The sequence below is a fragment of the Singulisphaera sp. GP187 genome (genome assembly GCF_900129635.1).
In the GTDB taxonomy this organism is placed as follows: Bacteria; Planctomycetota; Planctomycetia; order Isosphaerales; family Isosphaeraceae; genus Singulisphaera.
Map to the genome: position 1 here is coordinate 5,160,938 of NZ_FSRB01000001.1, position 24,209 is coordinate 5,185,146.

18 protein-coding genes are annotated in these 24,209 nt (G+C 64.0%); 11 read left to right on the plus strand and 7 right to left on the minus strand.

From position 1 onward, the window contains the following. Nucleotides 1-60: 60 nt before the first annotated feature. Nucleotides 61-2,904, minus strand: coding sequence for a DEAD/DEAH box helicase (locus tag BUS42_RS43740; protein ID WP_074309112.1), 2,844 nt, complete (start codon nucleotides 2,902-2,904; stop codon nucleotides 61-63). Nucleotides 2,905-3,164: 260 nt separating this feature from the next. On the opposite strand from BUS42_RS43740, the gene BUS42_RS45230 reads away from it, so the two are divergent. Further along, entirely contained in the window at nucleotides 3,165-3,449 is a 285-nt protein-coding gene (locus BUS42_RS45230; protein WP_254053626.1) for a hypothetical protein, read from the plus strand. Nucleotides 3,450-3,571: 122 nt separating this feature from the next. Beyond that, nucleotides 3,572-3,823, plus strand: a complete 252-nt coding sequence (locus BUS42_RS45235; RefSeq protein ID WP_074309114.1) for a hypothetical protein — start codon at nucleotides 3,572-3,574, stop codon at nucleotides 3,821-3,823. 550 nt (nucleotides 3,824-4,373) lie between these two features. Here BUS42_RS45235 and gyrB read toward each other — a convergent pair. The 3 genes from gyrB to dnaN form a co-directional block, all read right to left on the minus strand. Next, nucleotides 4,374-6,926, minus strand: coding sequence for a DNA topoisomerase (ATP-hydrolyzing) subunit B (gene gyrB, locus BUS42_RS20020; protein WP_074311271.1), 2,553 nt, complete (start codon nucleotides 6,924-6,926; stop codon nucleotides 4,374-4,376). 225 nt (nucleotides 6,927-7,151) lie between these two features. Next, entirely contained in the window at nucleotides 7,152-7,532 is a 381-nt protein-coding gene (locus BUS42_RS20025) for a DciA family protein (RefSeq protein WP_074309115.1), read from the minus strand. 204 nt (nucleotides 7,533-7,736) lie between these two features. Then, the gene (dnaN, locus tag BUS42_RS20030) at nucleotides 7,737-8,858 is read right to left on the minus strand and encodes a DNA polymerase III subunit beta (RefSeq protein WP_074311273.1); all 1,122 of its coding nucleotides are present in this window, start codon (nucleotides 8,856-8,858) and stop codon (nucleotides 7,737-7,739) included. Nucleotides 8,859-9,751: 893 nt separating this feature from the next. Here dnaN and BUS42_RS20035 point away from each other — a divergent pair. After that, nucleotides 9,752-11,308, plus strand: coding sequence for an ArnT family glycosyltransferase (locus BUS42_RS20035; RefSeq protein WP_074309117.1), 1,557 nt, complete (start codon nucleotides 9,752-9,754; stop codon nucleotides 11,306-11,308). Nucleotides 11,309-11,361: 53 nt separating this feature from the next. Here the strand turns inward: BUS42_RS20035 and BUS42_RS20040 are convergent, their stop codons facing one another. Beyond that, complete coding sequence (locus BUS42_RS20040) at nucleotides 11,362-12,726, minus strand: MFS transporter (RefSeq protein ID WP_074309119.1); 1,365 nt, start codon at nucleotides 12,724-12,726, stop codon at nucleotides 11,362-11,364. Nucleotides 12,727-13,493: 767 nt separating this feature from the next. Here BUS42_RS20040 and BUS42_RS20050 point away from each other — a divergent pair. From BUS42_RS20050 to BUS42_RS20075, 5 genes are all read left to right on the plus strand, one after another. After that, nucleotides 13,494-14,546 (plus strand): DUF1559 domain-containing protein, encoded by a 1,053-nt coding sequence (locus BUS42_RS20050; RefSeq protein WP_074309123.1) that lies wholly within the window; start codon nucleotides 13,494-13,496, stop codon nucleotides 14,544-14,546. A gap of 201 nt (nucleotides 14,547-14,747) precedes the next feature. Continuing rightward, on the plus strand, nucleotides 14,748-15,089 hold the full coding sequence (locus tag BUS42_RS20055; protein ID WP_254053627.1) for a hypothetical protein: 342 nt from the start codon (nucleotides 14,748-14,750) through the stop codon (nucleotides 15,087-15,089). Nucleotides 15,090-15,530: 441 nt separating this feature from the next. After that, a complete protein-coding gene (locus BUS42_RS20065) occupies nucleotides 15,531-16,931 on the plus strand; it encodes a hypothetical protein (RefSeq protein ID WP_074309128.1) in 1,401 nt (466 codons plus the stop codon). 363 nt (nucleotides 16,932-17,294) lie between these two features. After that, nucleotides 17,295-18,458 (plus strand): SGNH/GDSL hydrolase family protein, encoded by a 1,164-nt coding sequence (locus tag BUS42_RS20070; RefSeq protein ID WP_074309130.1) that lies wholly within the window; start codon nucleotides 17,295-17,297, stop codon nucleotides 18,456-18,458. 266 nt (nucleotides 18,459-18,724) lie between these two features. Beyond that, nucleotides 18,725-19,516: an RNA ligase family protein gene (locus BUS42_RS20075; RefSeq protein WP_074309132.1), complete on the plus strand. Its 792-nt coding sequence runs from the start codon at nucleotides 18,725-18,727 to the stop codon at nucleotides 19,514-19,516. A 55-nt stretch (nucleotides 19,517-19,571) separates the two neighbouring features. On the opposite strand, the gene BUS42_RS20080 is transcribed toward BUS42_RS20075, so the two are convergent. Then, nucleotides 19,572-20,513: an IS630 family transposase gene (locus BUS42_RS20080; RefSeq protein WP_074307249.1), complete on the minus strand. Its 942-nt coding sequence runs from the start codon at nucleotides 20,511-20,513 to the stop codon at nucleotides 19,572-19,574. A gap of 278 nt (nucleotides 20,514-20,791) precedes the next feature. Here BUS42_RS20080 and BUS42_RS20085 point away from each other — a divergent pair, with 278 nt between their 5' ends. Then, a complete protein-coding gene (locus BUS42_RS20085) occupies nucleotides 20,792-21,319 on the plus strand; it encodes a hypothetical protein (RefSeq protein ID WP_074309134.1) in 528 nt (175 codons plus the stop codon). Further along, the gene (locus BUS42_RS20090) at nucleotides 21,316-21,864 is read left to right on the plus strand and encodes a hypothetical protein (RefSeq protein ID WP_074309135.1); all 549 of its coding nucleotides are present in this window, start codon (nucleotides 21,316-21,318) and stop codon (nucleotides 21,862-21,864) included. Before BUS42_RS20085 ends, BUS42_RS20090 begins: the two co-directional genes overlap by 4 nt. Nucleotides 21,865-21,899: 35 nt before the next feature. Here BUS42_RS20090 and BUS42_RS20095 read toward each other — a convergent pair whose 3' ends face one another. Next, a complete protein-coding gene (locus BUS42_RS20095) occupies nucleotides 21,900-23,258 on the minus strand; it encodes a transposase (RefSeq protein ID WP_074309136.1) in 1,359 nt (452 codons plus the stop codon). Between the two features lie 203 nt (nucleotides 23,259-23,461). Between BUS42_RS20095 and BUS42_RS45240 the strand changes: the two genes are divergently transcribed. Then, the gene (locus BUS42_RS45240; protein ID WP_254053628.1) at nucleotides 23,462-23,872 is read left to right on the plus strand and encodes a hypothetical protein; all 411 of its coding nucleotides are present in this window, start codon (nucleotides 23,462-23,464) and stop codon (nucleotides 23,870-23,872) included. The last annotated feature ends 337 nt before the right edge of the window (nucleotides 23,873-24,209 follow it).

Sequence of the window (24,209 nt, forward strand, 5' to 3'; positions counted from 1 at the left end):
GAATCGATCGTACCCATCGCTCGAACAAGCAAGCAAGGGCACGCAATGGTGCCCCACGGCTCAGGTCAGGAGGAACTCCAGGTCCTCGCGGCTCAGCGTCTGGATGATGCTCTTGTCCGCGTTCAGGATCGCGTCGGCAAGGTCACGCTTCTTTTGCTGGAGTTCGAGGATCTTCTCTTCGACCGTGTCGCGGCAGACCAGGCGGTAGGCGAATACACGCTGGGTCTGGCCGATCCGGTGCGATCGGTCGATCGCCTGTGCTTCGACCGCCGGGTTCCACCACGGGTCGAGCAGGTACACGTACTCGGCCGCGGTCAGGTTCAAGCCGAGGCCGCCCGCCTTCAGGCTGATCAGGAAGATCGGGCAGTCCGGGTCGGTCTGGAACCGTTCGACACGGTCCGCACGGTTCCGCGTCCGGCCGTCGAGGTACTCGTAGCGCAGTCCTTCCTTGTCGAGACGATCCTTGACGATCGCCAGGAAGCTCGTGAACTGCGAGAAGACCAGGGTCTTGTGCCCCTCCTCCACCACCTCGCTGAGCTGGGGCAGGAGCATGTCCAGCTTGGCGCTCGGCTCGGCGGTCCGGGTCGGGTCGATCAGGCCGGGGTGGCACGACGCCTGGCGGAGTCGCAGGAGCGCCTCGAGAACCTCGATCTTCGACCGGTTCAGCTCCGACGTTTCCTTGCGCAAGAGTGCCAGCCGGTAGTGGGCTTTCAGCTCTTCGTAGAGCTTGCGCTGGGCCGGCTCCATGTCGCAGTGCAAGGTCTGCTCGGTCTTCTCGGGCAGGTCCTTGACGACCTCGGCCTTGGTCCGCCGGAGGATGAACGGGCGGAGCGACTTGGCCAGCAACGACCGGTCGCTGTCGTCGAGGTTGCCCCCGGTCCCGGTGTGCTTTTTGAACACCGCGCTGGAGCCAAGCATGCCTGGGTTGAGGAACTCGACGATCGACCAGAGCTCGCCCAGGTGGTTCTCGATCGGGGTACCGCTCATCGCCAGCCGATGCCGGCCGCGCAACAGCCGCGCGGCCTTGGCCGCCTGGCTGTCCGCGTTCTTGATCGCCTGCGCTTCGTCGAGAATCACGTAGTCGAAGTCAAGCTGGGACAGTTCGGCAATATCGGTCCGCAACGTCCCGTAGGTGGTGATCACCAGGTCGTAGCTCGAAAACGACTCCCGCAAGGCGTGGCGGGCGGAGCCGGTATAGTCGAGGACTTTCAGCCGCGGCGTGAACTTCGCGGCCTCCTGCATCCAGTTGAACACGAGGGAGCGCGGGACGACGGCCAGCGACGGCCCTTTCGCGAGCCGGCGGGCCCGGCGCTTCTGGAGCAGGGCGAGAACCTGAATCGTCTTGCCCAGGCCCATGTCGTCGGCCAGAATGCCGCCGAAGTCAAACTTCTGGAGGTAGTCGAGCCAGCCCAGGCCCTCGCGCTGATAGGGGCGGAGCTCGCCGTGGAACCCGGCCGGGGCGTCGACCGGCTGGACCCCTTCGAATTTGTGGAGCGACTTGCGGACCTTCTCGAACGCGGAGTCGACCCGAATCTCGGGCTGCGCGGCGAGCAGGGCGTCGAGCAGGCCGGCCTGCGCGTTGCCGAACCGGAGGTGGCCGTCCTCGGAGGTCCCCAGGTCCACGAGCATCCCGTACTTTTTGATCCACTCCTCGGGGAGCATGCCCATCGAGCCGTCGCCCAGGGTGACCATGCTGTCGCCCCGGCGCACGGCCGCCAGGAGTTCGGGAAGGCTCAGGCTCTGGTCGCCGTAGTCAACCTGACCGCCGAGCTCGAACCAGTCGATGCCGGTGGTCACGGCCAGCTTGAATTCGCCCGCCGGGCGAATCAGCTTGCCTTCGGCCTCGACCCGCCAGCCGACTTGCACCAGGTCGCGAGTGACCTGCCCCATCCGTTTCGGCGGCAGTTCCATCGTTCCGGGCTCGACCCGCGGGTCCTTCGACTCGCGGAACCCGAGCTCGAACAGGAGGATATCGGCCTGCGCCTCGACCTGCGGGTTGCGGCGGATGATCAGACCGAGTTCGGTCGAGACCGCCAGGGGGGTGGTTCGGCCGGCCGGGATCAGGGCGCCGTTGTAGTCGAATTCGAGTTCGGCCAGGAGCCGGTCGGACCCTGGGCCCCAGTTCTGTCGGGGGGTCCGCAAGGTCAGGCAAGGGCGGGGCGGGGAGTCGATCTCCTCGAACTGGATCGTCTCGACCAGTTCGGCGGGACTGACGCGGGCCTCGGCCAGGATTCGCCCGATCATGATGTCTTGCTGCGGCTCAGCGAAGACGATCTCCTTCTCGTGGCGGAGCCGGACGATCCAGGGCATCACGCCCACGTCGTCGAACCGCGAGGCGCGGCCGACCCCTTGGATCACCAGGCCGGGGACCAGCACCAACGGTTCGGCCAGATCCATCCGGTCGTTCCGGTTGTCCCCTCGGCGGAGCGAACCGCGCCACGACCAGCGCTTGCCGCCGAGCTCGGGGCGGATGTCGAGCGAGAACCGCCAGGCGGGGCCGTCGTCCCAGCGCATCGTGGGCGGATCATCTTCGCCCTCGGTCCGGCGGAGTCGGAGCCGCCCGCTCTTGGCCAGCTTCTCGACGATCAGGGCCTGGTTGCTCCGGAGCACGTAGCGCCGGGTGCCCATCATGGGGTCCCCCCCCACCGTCGCCCCGTTCGCGATGGCCGCGGCCTGCGTCTCCTCCAAGAGTGCCAGGAGGTCCCGATCTTCGGGATCGTATTTGGCGTGCGGGCTTCCAGGCGCGTGCCACCAGGGCTTCAAAGGCCCCCAGTCGCCGGCGGGCCGGCGTTGGCGGCGGGCCAGGTCGATCACCACCTGGTTCTGGTTGAGCGTGGAGGAGACGTCGAGCACATAGACCAAGAGCCGCTTGGAGTTGCGGTTCACCGGCTTGACCCGAGCCACGCCCGACGGTTCCTTGCCCGCGCTCCATGGCTGCGGCACCCCGCCCCGGACGGGCCGTTCCTTGCGATAGCGGCCCCCCGAGCGTTGCTGGCCATCAGGCCCTGGCCCGGTCCCTGGTCCCGGACCGTGATTGAGCCCGGGACCACGCCCTGGCCCCGGTCCGCGACCTGCCCCAGGGCCGTATCCCGGCCCTGGTCCTGGCCCCGGTCCGCGCCCCGGCGGCCCTGATCCTGGGCCGCGCCCTGGCCCGGAACCGCGGCTTGACCCGGGCCCGCGCCCTGGCCCCGATCCCGGTCCGGGCCCGCGATTGGGTCCTGGTCCGCGGTTGGGCCCCGGTCCTGGCCCGGGTCCATAGCCTGGCCCGGGACCAACTCCATAGCCTGACCCGGGCCCGGGACCAACCCCATAGCCTGATCCTGGCCCCGGTCCATAGCCTGATCCTGGCCCCGGCATCGGCCCTGGCCCCGGCATCGGCCCCGGACGGTGACCCGGCGGCGGTGGTCCCCCCCCCTCGGTCGTCGCCGAGCGGCGCGGCATGTCGCTGACCAGCTTCAGCGGGCGGACCGGCGCGGCCGGGAGCAAGCCCCGCGCATCGGTCATCAGGATCGTCGCCCAGATATGCTTGCACGGTTCGCCGAACGGCCCAAAATAAGGGCACGAACAGGCGATGTGGAGCTTGATCCCCCGGATCCGTAGCCGGACCCGGTACTTGGCGGTGCCACGCACCCGAGCGATAACCTCGCCGGGTGTCGACGATGTCAGCGCCACCCGCCCCTTGGCGAAGTACGACTGGCCGCGCGAGCGGACCGCGTCGCTGAACACCCGCGAAACTTTCTGGGCGATCCCCATCATCCCTTCCCAACTCGGACGGGCCGATCCGACGTCCGGGGCGACCCGGCTCGTTCCCTTAATGGTTTAGACGCAACCGTCAACGGTCGCCACCAAAGCTCGCCCCGACGATCCGGTTCCCGAGAATGATTCTCATACCTTGCCCTGAAGGCCCAAAACCTACGACGAACCTCGGTCCCGCACCGCTTCACCTCAGCCCTTTTGACAGGCATCGGAGATTCGGCCGAACCCTCCACAGCGCTCCGCAATCGCGACCGATCAACCGTCCCCTTTTCAGGGTCGGCCCCACCCCAAAGCCCGGTGGCCAAAGGCCGTCGCTCGTCACTCGCCGTGTCTCTGATGACGCGTTACGCCGACCACCAATCCCCCCAGTATGGAGGGATGGAATCGTCCGCTCTCTCCCCATTCGTCGGGCGAGCTTCGCCCGCTTCGCCTGTTGATCAGAACTACGAGATTCGGCGTGGAAGACCGTCCCAGATCCTCATTCCAAAAAGCGACGTCGAAGGCCTTGTCCGCATCGCTTTACCAATCCGCGCCACTCGGTCTCAAGGATGACGACAAGCAAGCGGGATGCCGCCGCGGAATTCCGCGGCTCGAAGGATCGATCACAGCCTGAGCAATCAGACGTCGAGGTTCTTAACCTCCAGCGCATGTTTTTCGATGAACTGGCGACGCGGCTCGACGTCGTCCCCCATCAAGGTTGTGAACAGGTCATTGGCAGCCACCGCATCCTCGAGCTGGACCTGCAAGAGGGTGCGCCTGGTCGGGTCCATCGTGGTCTCCCAGAGCTGGTCGGCGTCCATCTCCCCGAGCCCTTTGAACCGGGTGATCTTGATCCCACGCTCGCCCAGGTGACGGATCGTCGGCACCAAGGCGCGAAGGTCGGCCAACGGGTGCGAATCACCGTCGCGATGCACGATGAACCGAGGCGGCGGATCGTCGCCCGTCACCTCGACCGGCAGCAGGGTGCCCACCCGTAATCCAAACTCGTCGCGAAGTCGACTGAGGTGCTTGTTCAGCGAAATCACCTCGTGAAGCTCGATCACGCTCGTGTCGTCAACCGCGGAGACCTCGGTGGTTGCATCCTCAGCCCCAGCCTCAACTTCAGCCCCAGGCTCAGCGGCCGGAGTCGGAACCGGGTGCTCGTGATGGTATGCGTCCAGGTCACTGCTGGTATAGAGCGGGATCTCGACGCCGCGCGACACGGCCAGATATTGCGGCAGCAGGCCGGTCTCCGCATGGGCCAGGGCCAGGAAGTCACGCAACGGACGGTTGCGGCGGCCAAACACTTTCAGCCCCACGCCAATCGCGTTGACCAGGTCCAGAAGGCCCCGAAGCCGATCGCCGACGATCCAGTGACTCTCGTCCTCCACACCATACGGCTGAAGCCGGGCGTCCGCCAGCCCTGACTCCACCAGCATGTTCTGCATTTCCGGCTCGGTCTGAACGTAGCGCCGCTCTTTCTTGTTCGAGATCATGTAGAGCGGCGGTTGAGCGACGTACAGGTGCCCTTCCGCGACGAGTCGGGGCATCTGGCGGTAGAAGAAGGTCATCAAGAGGGTGCGAATGTGCGAACCGTCGACGTCGGCGTCACTCATCATGACGACCTTGCCGTACCGCCTCTTGGAGGGGTCTTCTTCCTCGCCAATGCCATTGCCGACGGCGGTGATGATATTCCGGACCTCTTCGTTGCCCAGGACGCGGTCGAGCCGGGCGCGTTCTACATTGAGGATCTTACCACGCAGCGGGAGGATCGCCTGGTAAAGTCGGTCGCGGCCCCCTTCGGCCGTGCCACCGGCCGAGTCACCTTCGACGAGGAACAGTTCGCTGGAATCCTGGTCGCGGGTGGTGCAATCCATCAGCTTGCCGGGCAGACCGCCGCCGGAGAGGACCCCCTTGCGGTTACGGACCAGCTCTCTGGCTTTGCGGGTCGCCTCGCGCGCCTCGGCGGCCAGTTGCGCTTTCTGGACGACCTTCTTGGCCGCGGCGGGATTCTGCTCGAGATAATCGGCGAGCTTCTCGTTGACGATCTTCGCGACGATCCCCTCGACCTCGCCGTTGCCGAGCTTCGTCTTGGTCTGCCCCTCGAACTGCGGGTCGGGCACACGGACGCTGATAATCGCCGTCAGCCCTTCCTTGAAGTCTTCACCGGTGATCGCCAGATCCTTGTTCTTGGCGGTCGTGATGCTCTTGGTGTAGTTGTTCAAGGTCCGGGTCAACGCGGCGCGGAACCCGGTCAGGTGGGTTCCTCCTTCGACCGTGTTGATGTTGTTGCAGTACGACACAACCAACTCGCTGAACGAGTCGTTGTACTGCAAAGCGACTTCCACTTCAACCATCCGGTCCTCGTCTTTGCCCAAAAGCAAAGCGGGTGGGTGCAGCGCGGTCTGAGACCGATTGAGGTAGGCGACGAACTCGCTCAGGCCCCCCGCCGAGAAGAACTTCTCGTCCTTCGGTTCGTCGCTGCGTTCGTCGGTCAGGCGGATCGCGATCCCTCGGTTGAGGAAGGAGAGCTCACGGAGCCGCTTTTCCAGAATGTCGTAGTCGAACTCGATCTTCTCGAAGATCTCGACGTCCGGCAAGAACCGAACCCGGGTGCCGCTCACCTTGGTCGACCCGATGACGCGAACCGAACCTTGCGATTCGCCTTGCTTGTATTCTTGCCGCCAGACCTGGCCGTCGCGCGAGACTTCGACCTCCAGCCACTCCGACAGGGCGTTGACGACCGTCACGCCGACACCGTGGAGCCCGCCCGACACCTTATAAGTGTCATGGTCGAACTTGCCGCCGGCGTGCGGCTTGGTCAAGACGACCTCGAGCGTGCTCAACTCGGTGAACTGGTGGTGCGGGCCCACCGGGATCCCTCGGCCGTCGTCGACCACCGAGGCCGAGCCGTCCACATGGACCGTCACGTGAATGTTCCGGCAGTAGCCCGCCATCGCCTCGTCGATCGCGTTGTCCACGACCTCGTAAACCAGGTGGTGCAAACCGCGAGGAGTCGTGTCGCCAATGTACATACCGGGGCGTTTGCGGATCGCCTCGATCCCTTCGAGGACCCGGATGTTCGCCTCGGTGTAGTCTGCCGCTACACCGTTGCCATGGCCGTTGGCCGAGGGATGCTCCAGCGATTCCGTCGTCTCGGTTGCGGTTGCGTCAGGCTTGCTCAGGTCCATCGCGGGTTCACCTCGGTAGTCCATGATTTGGGGGACGGAACCTCCGCCAACACTCACCATCGCCCTCGATCGATCGCCTAAACGCGAGGGGCAACGCAGACACTTGCCGTTAGGAACAGGCCGCCGCCCCGGCTCGGCCCACTCGCCCGGCCATCCCCATCGAGACCAAGGCCCAAGCGCCAACGACCGGACGGCCCATCCGCCCACCCGCCCGCTCGGATCCGCTCAGCTCGGTTCATCACTGGCCGCGGGACGGGACGGCCGTTTTCCCTTCGGGGGGGGTGCGGGAGCGTCGATCGGGCCGACTCGAAAACGGATGTCGTGGACCGTGGTCCCCGGGGCATTCTGGCGCAACGCAGCCAGCAACTGGGGTTTCTGATACGCCGACAACTCTTCCAGCAGCGTCGAGTGTGCCACCGTCACGTTCAAAACCCCGCGGCGCACCTCACCGACACGGGTTTGACGACAGCCGGGTTCGCCGACCGCCGCGTTCCATGCTTCCTCGAGTTCCGTCTGCGCACGGAGTCGACCATAACCCCGCGTCGCGAACAACTCGCCCAGGATATCCGACACCGATTTCGGTCCGCGAAACTTCGGACTCGACATGCGTTCCTGATTTCAAAACTCGCCCCGACCTCGAAAGGCCAATGGGGCAATCAATCCGACCCGCAAAAGGAGGTCGGGGTCATTCACGCGATCAATGTGAACGTCTTTCCATTATAAGCGAAAACCAAGCACCACCGCAACGGCGGTTATCAGGACGTTCGGCCGGACCGAGTCAGGTGGTCCCGTCCCAAGACGGCCGGGCGATTAACGGTCGCGGGTCAACGGCATCACCACGTAGGCATAGCGATCGTCGGTCTTGAAGACGGCGGCATTCTTCGAGTCGATTAATTCCACCGTGATCGCGGTGGAGTCGTCGAGCGTCTTCAAGGCGTCGGTCAGGTAGCGGGGGTCGAACGTGATCTCGACCGGCTTGCCATCATAATCGATCGGCAGGTCGACGTGCGAGCTCCCCACGTCGGCCGCCTGGCTGGTGAGCTTGAGCACGCCGGCGGCGAACTGGAAGTCGACCCCCCGGCTCTCTTCGCTGGTGACGATCGAGGCCTGCTCGACCGCCTGGCGGAGCTCGGCGATCTCGGGGAAGCGGATCTTGACCTCGGCGTTGCTCGGAAAGACGTCCTGATAGCGAGGGAAGCGGCCCTCGACCAGCCGGCTGTAGATGACGGCCCGTTCGGTCCGCACCAGCACCGCGCTTCCCGCCTGGATGGCGATGTGGACCGGGGGATCGTCGTCGTCCAGGTTCCGTTCGATCAGCTTGAGGGCCTTGACCGGGATCACGGGGCTGCCGGTCGGTGTGGCGGCCCCGTTCTCAGCCTCGGCCGTCGCCATCATCTTCGCCAGTCGGCGCCCGTCGGTCCCCACCATCGTGATCGATTCGGCGGTCAACTCGACCAAGACCCCGCCGAGCGCGTACCGGGTGCTTTCGACGTCGGTCGCAAAGATCGTCCGGCGGATCAGCTTCCGCAAGTCGGCCGCGGCCACCACGTGGTAGCTCGTGGCGGCGAAGTCGGGCACTTCGGGATAGCCACTCGGGTCCTCGCTCGGCAGCTTGAACTCCGACCGTCGCCCCCGGACGATCAGGTGGTCTTCTTCCCCCTCGATCCAGATCTCTTGGTCGTCGCTGGTCCGCAAGATCGACGTCATCCGCTGCGTGGGCAGGATCGCCGAGCCCGGCTGCTCGACCTTCATCCCAAGCACCCGGTGGCGGATCCCCACCTCCAGGTCGGTCGCCATCAAGACGGACCCCTCGTCGGGGTCGGCGATCAGCTTGATGTTCTGAAGGATCGGCTTGGGACTACGCGCGGGAGCCACGCCGCTCACCATTCCGAACGCGGAGAGCAATCCGTCGCGATTGCACAAAGCCTTCATGCGCATTCCCCGCCAGAAATCGATTGAACGTCCAGTCCCCGGCCGCTCCGGCCCTCACCTATCCGCCCTGCCCCTGGCTGGGCCAGCGGCCTGGATTCTTTGCTCCGGCCTCTCCTCTTCTTAAAGGAGAAGAGAGAACTACACCTTCTTAAAGGAGAAGAGAGAACTACACCTTCGTCTCAATAGAAGAGCGAAGCCTGGGCCGTGCATAACTTCGAGGTCTCACGAACAAAGCCATGATACCAAACAACTTAACCGAAGACAATCGCCCTTGTTCACCAGGGGGAAACCTGTTGGCAAGGTTGTCGACCCAGCCGGCATGCCCCGCCACAGCGGAGTTGGCCGTCGACGGCTCAGGAGTAGGGTCGTGGATAACTCCCCACCCGTCAACCTTCGGGCAACACGTTATCAACAGGTTTTCCCCCACTCGGTGTTGAGAACGCGGGAACGTCGGCCATGGGTCGTTGCGGGCTCAAAAGAGTGGAATGAACGGGATTATGCGGCATAGTGGGAATTTGCCGCCTGTCACTGTTTCGGCAGGTTGGCACCCTTGTCCTGAGCCTCAATTCCCGAAAAAACGGTCGGAACGGGGCGATTGGGGGATTGATGCGGCCAGGGTTGAAGCCGGATGCGGCCGCTCCGGCGTCCCTCCGGGCGTACTCGGTTTTCCCCCGGCGCGGACCGGGATTGCCGTGCCGAGCGGGCGGAATGAGCGTAATAAGCGTAGCGGGATAGGCTATACGCTGCTTACGTTTTGGTGCTCGGGTGGCGTGATTGCGGGTTCGCGTCGTCTTTTTCGGGGCATTGGTTTAGGATCCGGGCCGAGCGGCGGGGACGCTCCGGGAACGAGGCGGGTGCGGACGTTTGGTCGGGGACAAAGGAGGGTCGAAGGGATGCCCGAGACGCGTCTGGGAGCCGCGCGGTTGGCGTGGATCGTGGGGATGGCGGCCCTGACGTTGGGGCTGGGGTTGGGTGGGGGCCGGTACCTGACCTATCACGAGGCGTTCGTCGCCCAGGCGTCGCGCGAGATGGTTGCGAGCGGGAGGGGGCTCATCCCCACGATCGGCGATCGTCCTTGGCTCGAGAAGCCGCCGCTGGCGGTCTGGCTGGTGGCGCTGTTGGGCCGGGTCACCGGGGAGGTCGACGAGGTGGTGGCTCGGGCGCCCTCGGCCGTCGCCGGCACGCTGCTGGCCGTGGGGGTGGCGACCCTGGCAGCGGGTCGCTTCGGCGCCTCGGTGGGTTTGCTCGCCGGATTGGTCCAGGCGACCACCCTGTGGACGGTGCTTCGGGGCAGGCTGGCCGAGGCGGATATGCTGTTGGCCTGCTTGGTGACCTGGACGGTCTTGGCGTTCGACCGGATGCGCGACGAGGCCGACGGCTCGCGCCCCTGGCGCTGGGCCTTCTTCGCGGGGCTGGGGCTAACCGCCTTGGCCAAGGGGATCGGGTTTGGCGCGGTGCTGATCGCCGCGGTGGTGGTTGTCGTCCTGGTCTGGGAACGGGATCGGGCGACGCTCCGCAAGCTCGTGTTTCTCAAGGGCTGGGGAGTGGCGGGAGCGTTGGCGTTGACCTGGCCGATCCTGGTGATCGTGCGCTATCCGACGGCCCTGGGGCTCTGGACCTTGCACATCGCCGACCGCCTCGCCGCGCGGCCCGAGCATTTCGCGGGGGGGAGCCCATGGTGGCAGTATGGTCCCGCCCTGCTCGGGCAGGCCTTGCCCTGGACGCCGCTCGCCTTGGTTGGGGCCTGGCGGTCGTTGCGCCGGGCCGTCGACCCGCCCGGCGGGACCGACCGGCTGCTCTGGGCCTGGGCGGTGGCGCCGGTGGTCTTGCTCTCCCTGGCGACGGTCAAGAACGGGCACTATGCGATCTACGCGCTCCCTCCTTGGTCGGTCTGGACGGCCCTGAGCCTGGCGCGGCTGGGGAGCCGGCTCCGGGCCCGTGGCTGGGCACCGGAGCAAGTCCGGCTCGCCGCGCGGGCCGGTTTCGCGGGCCTTGGCCTGGCCTGCGGTTTGGGGTTCGCCTGGCTCGGCCCCTGGCTCGACCACCGGGGGGTGGAGTGGGCCTTCTACGAGGCGGCCGGCCAGACCTTGCGCGTCGATGAGCCGTTGGTCCTGCTCTATGACGATTGGGATCGCGATCCCTACCCCACGCCGTTCGGCCCCGTCCCGCACGACCTGGCGGTCCGTCTCTACTACTTCGACCGCCCCGCCTGCTGGCGGACGGGAGTCGAGGCCCTCGCCGCTCGCCCCCCCGCGCCTGGTCCTGAGGCGTTCGCGGTCCTGGGCCGCGATCGCGACCTGCCCGCCTTGCGACGCCTGGGACGGGTCGAGACCGTGCTCGAGGGACCTCGGCTCCGTTCCCGCGCCTCGCGCGTCGATGACCGGACCTTCGCCCTCTACCGGGTTACCCCCGAGGTGGTCGCGACGCTCGACACCGACGATTGGCAATGAAACCCCAGCCGATCGAAATTTCTTCTGAGGCGAGCGAAGACACGCTTTGACCATTACACCGGCTCGGGCAAGGCTTCTTCCAGGGGGTCGAATGCGGGGTGGCCGGGCTTGTCGATGTCGCGGCGGCCGAGGCCGAGCCAGAGGATGATGGTTGCCGAGACGGTCATCGAGATGCAGAGGAAGTAGATCCCTCCCTGAAACGAGCCGGTGAGCTTCTCGACGTACCCGAGGACATAAGGGCCGACGAATCCGCCGAGGTTGCCGACCGAGTTGATCAGGCCGATGCAGCCGGCGGCGGCCGCCTCGGTTAGAAAGAGGCTGGGCAGCGACCAGAAGGCCGGCAGATACGCTTTCAGGCCGGTCATGGCGCCGACGAACAGGGCGATCGTCAGCCAGAGCTGTCCCTTGCTCCAGGGGGTCAGCGCGAGGGCGAGCGCCCCCAGATAGATCGGGATCACCGCGTGGAGCCTGCGCTCCTTGGTCCGGTCGGAGTTCCAGCCGACGAGGATCTGGCCGATCAACGACCCGATCGGCGGGAGGATCACCAGCCAGGTCAGGGCGTCGAGTTTCAGCGAGTACCACCGCTCGAGGATCTTGGGCAGGAAGAACTCGACCCCATAGTTGCCCGTCACGATGAAGAAGTAGGCGGCCGCCAGCAAGAGCACCTTGGGGTGCCGGAGCGCCTCGGTGAGCTTCATGTGCCGGCTGGTGTGATGCTGGGCCTTCTCCCGCTTCAACTCCGCCTCGAGGGCCTCGCGCTCGTCGGCTTCGAGCCAGTTGGCCTGACCGGGACGGTCCGTCAAGAAGAAGAGGACCAGGAGCCCCAGCACGACCGCCGGGATCCCCCAGGCGATGTAGACCCACTGCCACCCCTTCAGGCCCATGATCAACGGGTTCCCATCGACGCCGATCTTGAGCAGCAGATTCGAGAGCTTCGGGCTCACAATCTGGGCGATTGGCGTGGCCACGAAGAAATAGGCCAGGGCCCGGGCCCGGTCTCGGCTGGGGAACCAGTGGGTTAAATAGACGATCACGCCGGGGAAGAACCCCGCCTCGGCCAGGCCGAGCAGGAACCGGATGGTGTAGAATTGGGTCGGTGTTTTCACCAGCGCGGTCAGGGCGGCCATGATGCCCCACGAGATCATGATCCGGCTAATCCACTTCCGCGCGCTCCACTTCTCGACGATCAGCGTCCCCGGGATCTCCAGCAGGAAGTAGCCGAGGAAGAACACGCCCGCTCCAAAGCCGAAGACCGCGTTGTTGAACCCCGAGAGGTCCTTCGTCATGGTCAGCGCCGCGATCGAAACATTGGTTCGGTCGACATAGGCGATGACGTAGCAAAGAAAGAGGAGTGGAAGCAGACGGCGGTACGCCTTGGCCCGGGCTCGGTCCAGCGCAGTCGGCGAAGAGGTCGACATAGAGCAGCACTCGCTGAGGATTTCACTAAGTCATGGCGGGAACGGGTCCCGATCCCGGGTGGGTCAGTCGGCCGTTCAAGAGGCTGGATAAGTACTTAGAGCCGATGACCCGGTCGCACCTTCGGTTCGAGGATCGAACTTACCGCGCGGCGCCGGGCCAGGCAAACCTTCCTCGTCAGGATTTTGCCCGGTTTTCGCCGGCCTGCCCCGTTTCCGATCCGGCTCGCCCCATCTCGAGGCGGTTCGAAACCGCCGGGGCGAATCGTTCCACCGGCCCGGAGCGAGGCGTCCGCTCCCCCTCCTGCCGTGCCGTCACGGACGTCATCAACACGGGCACGCCGTGGCGAATGTCGTTCTGGTATGGGAAGCTCTGGCTCCTATGGATTTCGTCCTGGAGCGGTGATCAACGTCGCCCTCCAGGGCTGCAAGCTGCGTCGATTCCGCTTCTGGCTCTTCATGGAATCGGCGATTCTCAAGGGCAAAATGGCGGAATCAGAGCAGGGACGTGTCGTAAAAAATAATTCATGACAATGCATATGGTATGAGTTTTTTCCTGGTTCATTAGCCGGTAAGCTTTTTATTTTAGATTAAAAGGTTTTATATAATCGGAGCGTATGCTAAGTTGAGGTTCCAGGCCAACTTAATCTCGTGAAGCATTCATGCATCATTGGTTTAGTGATAGTGCATGCTTGCGCTTATCCGAGAGCAAGGGAGGGTCGCGGTGGAGGCTTCATGTCCCTGTTCCCTTTTTATTTTGGGAGGTTCTCATGAGATCGCCTTCTCGTCGCGGGTTCACGTTGATCGAACTCTTGGTCGTCATCGCGATTATTGCGGTTTTGATCGCATTGCTGTTGCCGGCTGTGCAGGCCGCTCGCGAGGCCGCCCGCCGCGCCCAATGTGTCAATAACCTGAAGCAATTGGGCATGGCCGCGCACAACTACCACAGCGCCCAGAACACTCTGCCGGCCAATCTCTACTTGCATCCGCAGTACTCGACGGCAAGCTACGTCTGGAACAACGCGAGTTGGATCGTCTTTCTCTTGCCTCAGATGGAGCAGCAGCCCCTCTACAACGCGATTAATTTCAGCTTCATGTGGGGGGCGAACAATGCGGGCTGGGCGTCGACGGCGGCCCTGGGGCAGCAGAATTCGACCGTTCGGCAGAGCGTGCTCAACACGCTGATTTGTCCGTCCGATCCAAGTCCGGCAACCGATACGACGAATGCCGATGAGATTGGGTCGAGCTTGGCGGCGGGGACGTCGTATGTGGGCAACGTCGGTGACAACTGCCTGGCCTGCAACACTCCCAACGGCGATACGAGTGTGATCTTCTGTGCCTCGCAGGGCTACAAATGCCGGGGCGCGCAACTCGGCGATCCATCCTCGGGGGTGCCGACGGTCCCCCCGCCCCCCGCCACCGGTAGCGGCATCTTCTGGCGGGAGTGCTCTGGCGTCTCGTTCAATCAGATCATCGACGGGACCTCGAATACGTTCATGGCCGGCGAGCAGATCATGAAGGTGACCTTGTGGAACGCCTGGGTCGAGGCGAACCAGAGTGTGGGTTCGACGGCTGTTCCCTTGAATTACTTGGCCCCTGGCCGTTCCATCGCCGGTGCCGGCAGCACCGTGATCGCCACCGGGCAGAGCGATACGGGGAACTGGCCGGCCTGGTACAGCTTCCGGAGCATGCACCCCGGCGGTGGCAATTTCGCGATGTGCGACGGCTCGGTCAAGTTCATCAAATCCACGATCAACATGCCAACCTATCAGGCCTTGAGCACGCGGGCCGGGGGCGAAGTGATTTCGTCCGACGCGTACTGAGTATGCAGGCGATTGCCTCGTTTCGAGCGTGGGCCGTGGCGGAAGCGATTCCTTTTCCGTTGCGGCTCAATTCTTGATTGCCGCGGAGGTGTGATTTTGAAACGAACCGCAGTGAAGCCCAGTGCCGGACACCTGGCCCGTCTCGTTGTCATCGCGTGCGTGTCTCTGACGCCGCTTGCCTGCGGGACGACGGGACCGGGCATGGCGCCAGTCTCAGGGAAAGTGACGTATCAGGGGAAGCCGGTCCCCAAGGGAACGATCACGTTTGCATCGCTGGCGCCTGAAGGTCGGAATGCGACCGGTCAGCTCGATTCGGACGGGAGCTACACGCTTCAGACCGAGAATCCTCGCGACGGTGCGTTGCTCGGCGAATACAATGTGATGATCTACGCCCATGACGAGGTGATTCTCGACTATATTCCCAGAAAACCCATCCCGCCCAAGATCCTGAGTCCCACGAAGTACGAGAAACCCGAGACTTCGGGTCTGAAGGCGACGGTCAAGAGTGGGTCGAATACGTTCGACTTCGATCTGAAGGATTGAGTGGACGTCTGGAAATTCGCAGTCATCTACCCCTCCTCGGCCTGGCGCGTATTCACGCGCCAGGCTGTATTCATTTGTTGTGACGCACTTCGATGCGGGATCGGAACTTCCCGCGATGATCGCGTGGCGTGTGGCCAATTGGGTTGACAAGTTTTAGGAAATTCGGAGAATTCCGCGGCACTGTGAGCCAGGATGATTCCTCGTGACGCCTAGGTTTGAAGCGAGGGCATGAGGCCCTTGATTCTCAGCTTGGGGAGACATCGAACTTTTGGGTGCGGGTCGACAATGCTCGGCTCGGCCTGTCTCCCAACTCGGAAACAGCACCCCTTGAGATCCCGGCTCTGACTTGGTGAAACGAAGGACCGAACGCCGTCGCTGTCCAGGGCGCCAGCGCTCGGCTTCGTCCGCTTTTGGATCTCAATGAAGGGGGGCTGGCCCACCATGCGGCCTGAGACTCAACACGTGGTCGCGATGCGGCCCGCGCTTCATCGTCAGTACACCACATCGGAGTCGGGGGCCAACCCGGCCGCTCTCGAGCCGGCTCGCCCTGGGCTCTATCCCGGCGAGCCCGAGGCCTGTCGCCGCGACTACCGGCTGTTCTTGCCGATCCTCGCCCATCTCGGCCTCTTTCTCGCGGTCTTCAAGGTTTTTCGCCTTGAGGGGCGGGCGTTTCAGATCCTGGTCACCGTCGCCTTGGCCGCCCTGCCCGTCCACTACCTGCTCCCTTATCGCTGGAAGAAGCCGCTCTTCGTCGCGGTCTCGATGATCGGCCTGGCCCTCGTGTTCGGACCGTTGGCCGCCGCGTACGTGATCGCACTCGCGCTGCTCCTGATCGGCGTTTGCCGCTTGCCGATCCCCTGGTGGACTCGGGTCACGACGCTCGCGGTCGTGGCCGTTGCCCTCGCCATCGCCCGGGTCCGGCCCGAGAGTCTGGCTTTGGCGGTCCCTGAGAGCGTCTGGCCCGTGCTCGCGACCATGTTCATGTTCCGGATCTTGATCTACCTCTATGAGCTGAAGTATGCCAAGGCTCCCGAGACGGTCGTCGACACGCTCAGCTACTTTTTTCTCTTGCCCAATGCCTGCTTCCTCCACTTTCCGGTGGTCGACTACCGGACGTTGCACCGCGGCTATTTCTCCCGGGAGATCCATGCCACCCAGCGTGCCGGTCTCCAGATGATCTTTGACGGTACGATCCACCTGCTCCTTTACCGCCTGGTCTATCACGAGTGCCTGATCCCGGCCGAAGAGGTCCAGGGCGCCGCCAGTCTGGTGCGTTATCTGGTTTGCAACTACCTGCTCTATCTCCGCGTCTCGGGCCAGTTCCACATGGCTTGCGGGATGCTCCACCTGTTCGGGTTCCAGCTTCCCCCGACGCATCATCACTACTTGTTGGCGACCGGGTTCACCGACTACTGGCGTCGGATCAACATTTACTGGAAAGATTTCATGGTCCGCCTGGTGTTCAACCCGGTGGTGTTTCGGTTGAAGCGGTGGCCGCAGCCAGCGGCGCTTGCGATCGCGACGGTGGTGGTGTTCGTGGCGACCTGGGCGTTGCATGCGTACCAATCGTACTGGCTACGAGGTTCATGGGGGATCAGTGGTCCGGATGCCCTGTTCTGGGGAATCCTGGGAGCCTTGGTGCTGGTCAACGTGCAGTTGGACGCGCGACGATCGCGGGCCCGCACTCGGCCGGGCAAGGGGCCGTTGACGGCGCGGGGGCATCTGGTGCGTGGGGCGAAGGTCGCGGCCACGTTCACGACGATCGCGCTGCTCTGGTCGCTCTGGTCGAGCCCGACCATCGAGTCGTGGGTGGACCTGATGCGCCGCGGGATACGAATATAAAGACGTAAATATTGAGCTTGGGTGGCTTCGCGCGACGGGCTTGGTTTTCGAGTCTGTCGCAAGGAAACCGGGCCGTCTGTCTGCCCCGGAGGCCGAAATTCGCGGGAGAAACGCGTTCCCACGCGGAGCGTGGGAACGAGATCCCGGTATCCTGGCTACAGTCTCTGGTTTACTTCCTTTTCGGATCTCGTAGGGGCCGCGATGATCACCCATGACGGATGGTCCGCAATCGCGGACCCGACTCATGCTTTGGTTAGGTGATCGTTCTTCATTTCGTATCTCATAGGGAAAGATACGAATCGATGAAGAGTGTAGGCGGTGCCTACCCTCCCGAAGCTGGATTGTTCGAGAGGTGAGTGTCTCATGATCCGTTGCTCGTCGCAGACAGTGCAGTTCCTGGCGACGGCGGCGATCCTCGTTTGGGGATTGGTGCCGGGTCACCTGGCGTTGGGGAGACCGGGGCGGGTTCGCGAGACGTTGCGCTGCGACCTGATGAGCCGCGCCGACTACGACCAGATGGAGCGGGGCTATTACGAGCAGATCCTCGACGCGGGGCGGAAGTTGGGCGGATCGGCCGCGGGACCGCGGCAGGGGGACGGCCCGAGCCAGGTCTGTCTGAGCGTCGACGACCTCCGCGAGTTCGTGCTGAAACCGAACCTGTCGGTCCGGCAACCGGTTGGGGTGAGCTGGAGCACCAACGACCTGGGGATGCGTGACCGCCCGTATCCGCGGGCCAAGCCGCCGAACACGGTCCGGATCGGACTGATGGGCGACTCGATCGCGGCGGGCTGGGGAGTTGGCGACGACCTCGGGTTCGAGCCCACCCTCGAGCGTTGGTTCGATGAGCGGTCGCGCCAGGCCGGTGGTCCCGGCATCGAGATCCTCAACTTCGCCGTACCGGGGCGCAGCCCTGGCCAGCGCTGGTATCATTTCATGCAGATGGGCTGGGTGATGGAGCCTGACCTGGTCTTTTTCGAGGCGACGCAGGCCGATGTGGGCTGGGCCGTGCGCCGACTCCGCGAGCTCCTGCCGCGCGGGATCGGCTGGGATTCACCCTTGTATGCCGATATTCTTGATGCTTGTGGAGTGATGCCGGGCGAGACGAGCCAGGCCTACGAGCGAGCGCTCCGGCCCTACACCTGGGAACTCACCGCCTCGGCCTATCGCGCGATCGCCGAGGGGTGTTCGTCGCGGGGGGTGCCGTCCGTCATCGTCGTGATTCCCCGGGTGGGCCGAACGGTGGACCGGGCGGATCATGAGCGGCTGCTCGCCACGGCCCGAGACGCCGGCTTCTCGGCGGTCATCGACATCTCTGACGCCTTTGACGGGATCGACCCGGCCACCTTGACGGCCCGCGCCGACGACTACCACCCCAACGACAAGGGCCATGCCCTGCTCGCCCGCCGGCTCGACCAAGCGCTCTGGCAACATCCCCTGTTGAACCAACTCCGGAACCGAGCGGCGCCCCAGGATGAGCCCGCCGGACCGTCGACGAACGCTGGCCTGCCCTCCGCGTCCGAGGGATGATGGCCCGCCGGTGCCGATCGACCCGATTCGACCCGAACCGACGAGGGAGAGTTCGCTAGCTTACGGCCGACCGATCTCCGATGATGGTCAAAGGGAGGGACTCCTTCTTCTTTTTTGATTTCTTCGTGAAGCGAGCCTGGCACGGGCCAGGACGCTTTAGGAGGTTGTATGGCCGGGGTGATCGAGAGCGGCCGGTCGTCCACTGACGGAGTCATGGGTGTTGATCACGGCCTCGTCACGCTCGCGTTTGCGTACGGGGGCCGACGATGAAGCTGCACAAATATCCGCGGACCCGGCACCTCAAGGGCTCACGACTTCAGCCCGGCGACCACGACCTGCTCGCCGCGCCATTTGCCGAATTGGTCGGGAGGCAGCTTGTTGTCGAGGAGAAGCTGGACGGTGTCAACGCGGCCATCAGCTTCGACCCCGCCGGCCGGCTCTGGCTCCAGAGCCGGGGCCACTACCTGACCGGCGGTCCGAGCGAGCAGCATTTCGACCTCCTGAAGACCTGGACCAACGCGTTTGCGGAACCGCTCCGCCAGGTCCTCGGCGCCCGCTACGTCCTCTACGGCGAGTGGCTCTACGCCAAGCACACGATCTACTACGATCGCTTGCCCCACTACTTCCTGGAGTTCGACCTGCTCGACACCACCACGGGCCACTTCCTCTCGACCGCGAGCCGCCGCGCATTGCTCGCCGGATCGCCGGTCGCCTCGGTGCCCGTGCTTTGGAGCGGTCTGGCGAACTCGCCGGACGAGTTGGTCGACCTGGTCGGACCGTCGCTTTACAAAAGCGCTGGCGGTGGCGCGGCCTTGGCGTCGGCCTGCCGGGTCCGAGGTCTTGACCCGGAGCAGATCGGTCGCGAGACCGACCCCTCGAACTTGATGGAAGGCCTCTTCATCAGGGTCGAGGAGGCCGGGCAGGTGATCGATCGATTCAAGTATGTTCGGTCCAGCTTCCTGAAAAGCGTGCTCGACTCGGGAAGCCACTGGCTGACGCGGCCCATTGTGCCCAACGGGCTCGCTGCCGGCGCCCAACTGTTTGGATCCCCGGCATGACGGCGACAACGGTTTACCAACGCGTTGCGCACGCTCTCGCCGGTTCTAGAGCGCCTCACAGTTGCATAGCATACGCCGCACGGTCCTGGAACCATCCGGCGATGTTTTCGGGGGTGACGTCATGCAAGGCCGAACCGAACGCCGCATAGACCGTCTCCTTCGTTCGCGCCGCCGCCGACCTCATCGCACCCTTGACCTTCGAAAACATCTCCTCAATCGGTGTCAGGTCCGGACTCCACGGCGGCAACGGCACCACCTCCGCTCCGGCCGTCTCGACGGCCTCGATCGCATCTTCCGACTGGTGCGGCTTGAGATTGTCCCAGATCACCACGTCCCCCGACTTCAACTCCGGGACCAACACCTGTTCCACGTAGGCCTCGAACACGTCGGTGTTGGTGGCGCCCGGGAAGGCCAACGTCGCCGTCACCCCGGAGAGGCGCATCCCGCTGGTCAGCGTGATCGAATCCCAGTGCCCGGGCGTCGTGGAGTAGACGCGTTCTCCCACCGGGGCGCGGCCGTAAGTCCGGGTCATCGCCGTGTTGGCCCCGCATTCGTCCACGAAAACCAGGCGTTTCGGGTCCACGCCAGCGAGTCGCTCGCAGAATTCGCGCCGCTGCTCCTGGACGTCCGGGCGGTCCTGCTCCTGGGCACGGGGCACCTTCTTCTTGCGTGGCAGCCCCAATTGGCTCAAGGCGCGCGAGATGGTCATCAGGCAGCACGAGAGGCCGAGTCGTTGGCGGCATTCCTCGAGTGTGGCATCGGGTTGCTGGCGGATCAATTCTCGAAGCCGTTCCAAGTCCTCGGACCCGAGCACGGCGGGGTTGCCACCGCCGTGCGGTCTGGGTTCGACCGAGCCGGTCGTGCGATGGAGTTGGAGCAAGCGTGTGACGAAGGAGATACTGACCAGGAACCGTTTCGCGATCTGGCGTACCGACCCGTCACCGCGCTGGATCGTCTCGAGGACCCGCAGTCGGAGATCTTGAGAATAGGGTGTCATCGGCCACCTCCTAACTCAGATCTCCTTTCAAATGGCGTGCCATCCAACTGTTAGGCGCTCTAGCCCCAACGGGGCGGCCCAAGGAAGCCCGGGGCAACGCCCCGGGAAATCAATATGTTCACATGGCATAGCCCTGTAAGGGCGGCCTGATTCGAGGGATTGTCTCATTTCGACAGAAAGGGACCTCGAGCGAGTTAACAGTTTGAGTGGATTGGGAGGCCCCGCCGTGATGTGATGACATCCGACCAAGGCGTGTCACCAACACGGAAGGACCTCCCATGTTCAAGTTATCACCGCGCGTCTGGATTCTCAACGCCGCTGCTGTCCTTTCGGGGCAGCACGGGGCCGTCACTCAACAAGCCGAACTGGCCGGTTGCAGTCGCGAGACCGTCTACGAGCACTCCCGCAAGGTCGAGCAGCGACTCAAGGGCGAACCCACGCCCGAGGACGTCGTCGAACTCCGTGAGGAGAATCAACGGCTCCGCAAGCGGATCGCCGAACTGAAACGCGAGACCCAAGGCCGGATCCTCTTCGACAAGGCCAAACAACGCCAACTCACCACGGCCGCCTTCGCCATGGGGGTCAGCCTCCGCCAGGTCGAAGACCTGCTCGGCGTGCTCCTGGCCCCGGAGCAGGTCCCCGACCATTCGACTCTAGGGCGTTGGGTTCAAGACGCGGCCCGGCAAGCCGGCCAGGTGCTCAAGGCCCTCGACCCGGCGTGTGCGACCCAGATCCAGACCCTCGCGGTGGACGAGATCTTTTTTGGGGGCGACCGACCTTGGTCGGGATCGAGCCGGCGAGCATGACCGCCGTCTTTTGCCAGAACGCCAAGGACCGATCGGCCGCGACCTGGAAGGAACAGTTGGAGCCGTTCTCGGGTCTGGAATTCGCCGTCTCCGACGCCGCCAAGGGGATCGGCTCGGCGGTGGCGCAGCTGGCCCAGGGGCGTGCGATCGACTCGTCCGCCCCGGCCCTGACGCACGGCCTGGACGTCTTCCACACCACGATGGAGGCGAAGCGGGTTCTCGCCCGACACTGGCGTGGCGCCGAGGCGGCCTGGGAACTGGCCGAGGCCGCCGACGCCAAGGTCGCTGCCGCGAAACAACGAGGCCTCGACGCGCGAGCCGCCGCGGCGGCCGCGCGGGCACCGTGGGCCCGCGCGATCGAGCGGTTCGAACAGGCCCAGCGGCTGGAGTCGGCCTGGGACCGGGTGCACGCGGCGCTCGACCTGTTCACCCCCGACGGCCGGCTCAACGACCGCGTCGGAGCCGCCGCCGCGATCGCCGAGGGGACGAAGGACCTGACCGGCCCCGACTGGTCGAAGGTCCGCAATTTCGACACTTCTCGCTGATCTCCACCGCGATTTCATGCGATTTGACGTGATCGTTAGCCTTCATTCGCTGGTGACTTTACTTTCCGCCCCGGGTCCGGAACCTCGGTACTCTTCGCCGCAGTCCACTTCGTCCACACCTGATCGAGTGTCATAACGACAAACCGCACCAGCGTTCGGCGGCGTCGCCATTTGTACCGCACTTTCTCCAGGAACCGGAACCGCCGGTTGGTGCGTTCCACTTGATTGTTCGTCCGCACCCTCCGACTGGCCGGATTGTTCAAGTACGCCATCAACTTGGGGAACTTCTCCGGGTTCAAATGCTCCAACGCTTTGACCAACTCGGGCACCGATTGGAACGCCGAGTCATGCACGACTACAGAACGGCGACAACTCGCCTGGTGATAGTCTTTTGACGCATCGAACAGCCAGTAAATCCGATCCGCGAACCGCCGGAGCGTGGCCAACTCGGGCAGGTACTCCAACATTTGCTTCAGGTTGGTTTGTTCCAACTCGGTGAGGTTCTCTCGACGCTTCACGATCGAATATCGATTTTTGAACACAAAGTGGGCCTTCTCCTTGACCGTCATACCCCGGCGAGCGGCGGCGGCCTTCGATTTGGCTCCCTTGCGGCCTCGCTTCTTCTTGCGCCCGGCCTTGCCCCGTCGATTCATCGCCGTCCGCATCCGCCGCACGGCATCGAGGATCAGCTTGTTGATGTCCTTGATGACGTGGAAGACGCACAACTGGTGATCCGCATCGGACCACAATTCCTTCAGCACGGCAGGATAGAGGTTCGACCCGTCGGTGACGACGACCTGGGGATGCAAGCCCCAGGTCTTGAGGTTCTTGGGGAACCGTCGCATGTGATCCTGGTCGTTGGCGGCGACCAGGGCGAAGGCCACCGGCAGATTGTTCAGCGGGTCGGTGGCCAAAAGCAAGGCGTAACGGCCCAGGTGCAGTTCGTCGATGCAGAGTGTGCCACTGAAGTGCTCGAGGACCTCGCGTCTGTGGGTGCTCATGTCGAGTTGTGCCACATAATCGTGGAGCACGTCGTAGACGAATCCTGAGGAGAGTTCCAGGAGGAACTCGCGGCGAATCGACTCCAAGGTCCGTTCGATATTCATGCCGTCTTGAAGGATCCGGCCCAGCACCAAGTCGCGGACCTTATTGTCATATTTGGCCTTGGGAAGCACGTCGTCCGGGGTATTACGGAACGTGGTACAGCAGCCACAGAGGGCGGTGTACTCGCCGTAGGTGATCTCGAGGTAGGCGATGGCCTTGTAGGCGACGGTGCGTACGGTCCGGGTCTGGGTTCGCTTGCGTCGGCCAGCTTTGCCACATCCTGGGCATGGGGCCTTCTTGGGCGCGGAGTAAACGGGTATAACAATCGGTGTGGGTGCTTCGGTGCCCATGCTTGTGTCCCTGGTGCTGAGAGTTGTGGTAAACCTCATTACCAGGGCACAAGCCCTATCTTTCAAGAGCAAAACGGCTTATAGCCGGTCATCGGCTTGGTGGAGATCGGCGAGAAGTCTCGCAATTTCTTGAACGACCCGCGGAGCCTGGCGTTCCTCGACCGGATGCATTGCCGCCTGGAGATTGCGGAGCCGGAGCCGCAATGGCGCGAGGCACTCGCCTGGCGTTGGTGGCTGTGGCACCGCCGAATGAAGCCCTCGGACCCAGGGACGGAATTGGTCCGCGCGGTGGGTCGGCACGGAACCTTGAGCGAGCCGCTTACGCCCGTGTCGCGGTGGTCTTGGAGGAGACGTTCCGAGCGAGCAGCGCGGTCGAGTGCATGAACAGCGTGCTGCGGATGCAGCAGTCGAGACACCGCCGGATGACCCAGCCGATGCTCGACCTGAAGCGTCTGTACTGGAACACCCACTCGTTCCGTTCGGGCCCGAGAAAGGACGTCTGCCCGTACCAGCGGCTGGGCCTGAAACTGCCCAGTTACGACTTCTGGGAGGTACTCAAGTCCGATCCAAAGAAGTTGACGCAACAACTGTCAACCACTGGAAATACGGAATGAGACAATCCCTCATTCGAGCGGCGGCCTTGCGACGTAGATCGTTCTGGTATAACCTTTTAAGTCGCCCTTTTAGGGCTGCTGATCCTCGTGGACGAGTCCCCAGGGCGTTGCCCTGGGCTTCCTTGGGCCGCCCCGTTGGGGCTGAATTCAAACAACTGGATTTCATGAATTTTTGTCAATCGCATTTGAAAATACGAGGAACGGTGGTGTCCCGGAGCGATTAAACCTTGTGCTGGTCACGGACGTAGAATGATGAGCAAGCGTTATTTTTACGTCTGCATCCCGACTCCCGGGCATGGCCCGGTCCCTGCTGAATCATACATGACCTCACTCGCTT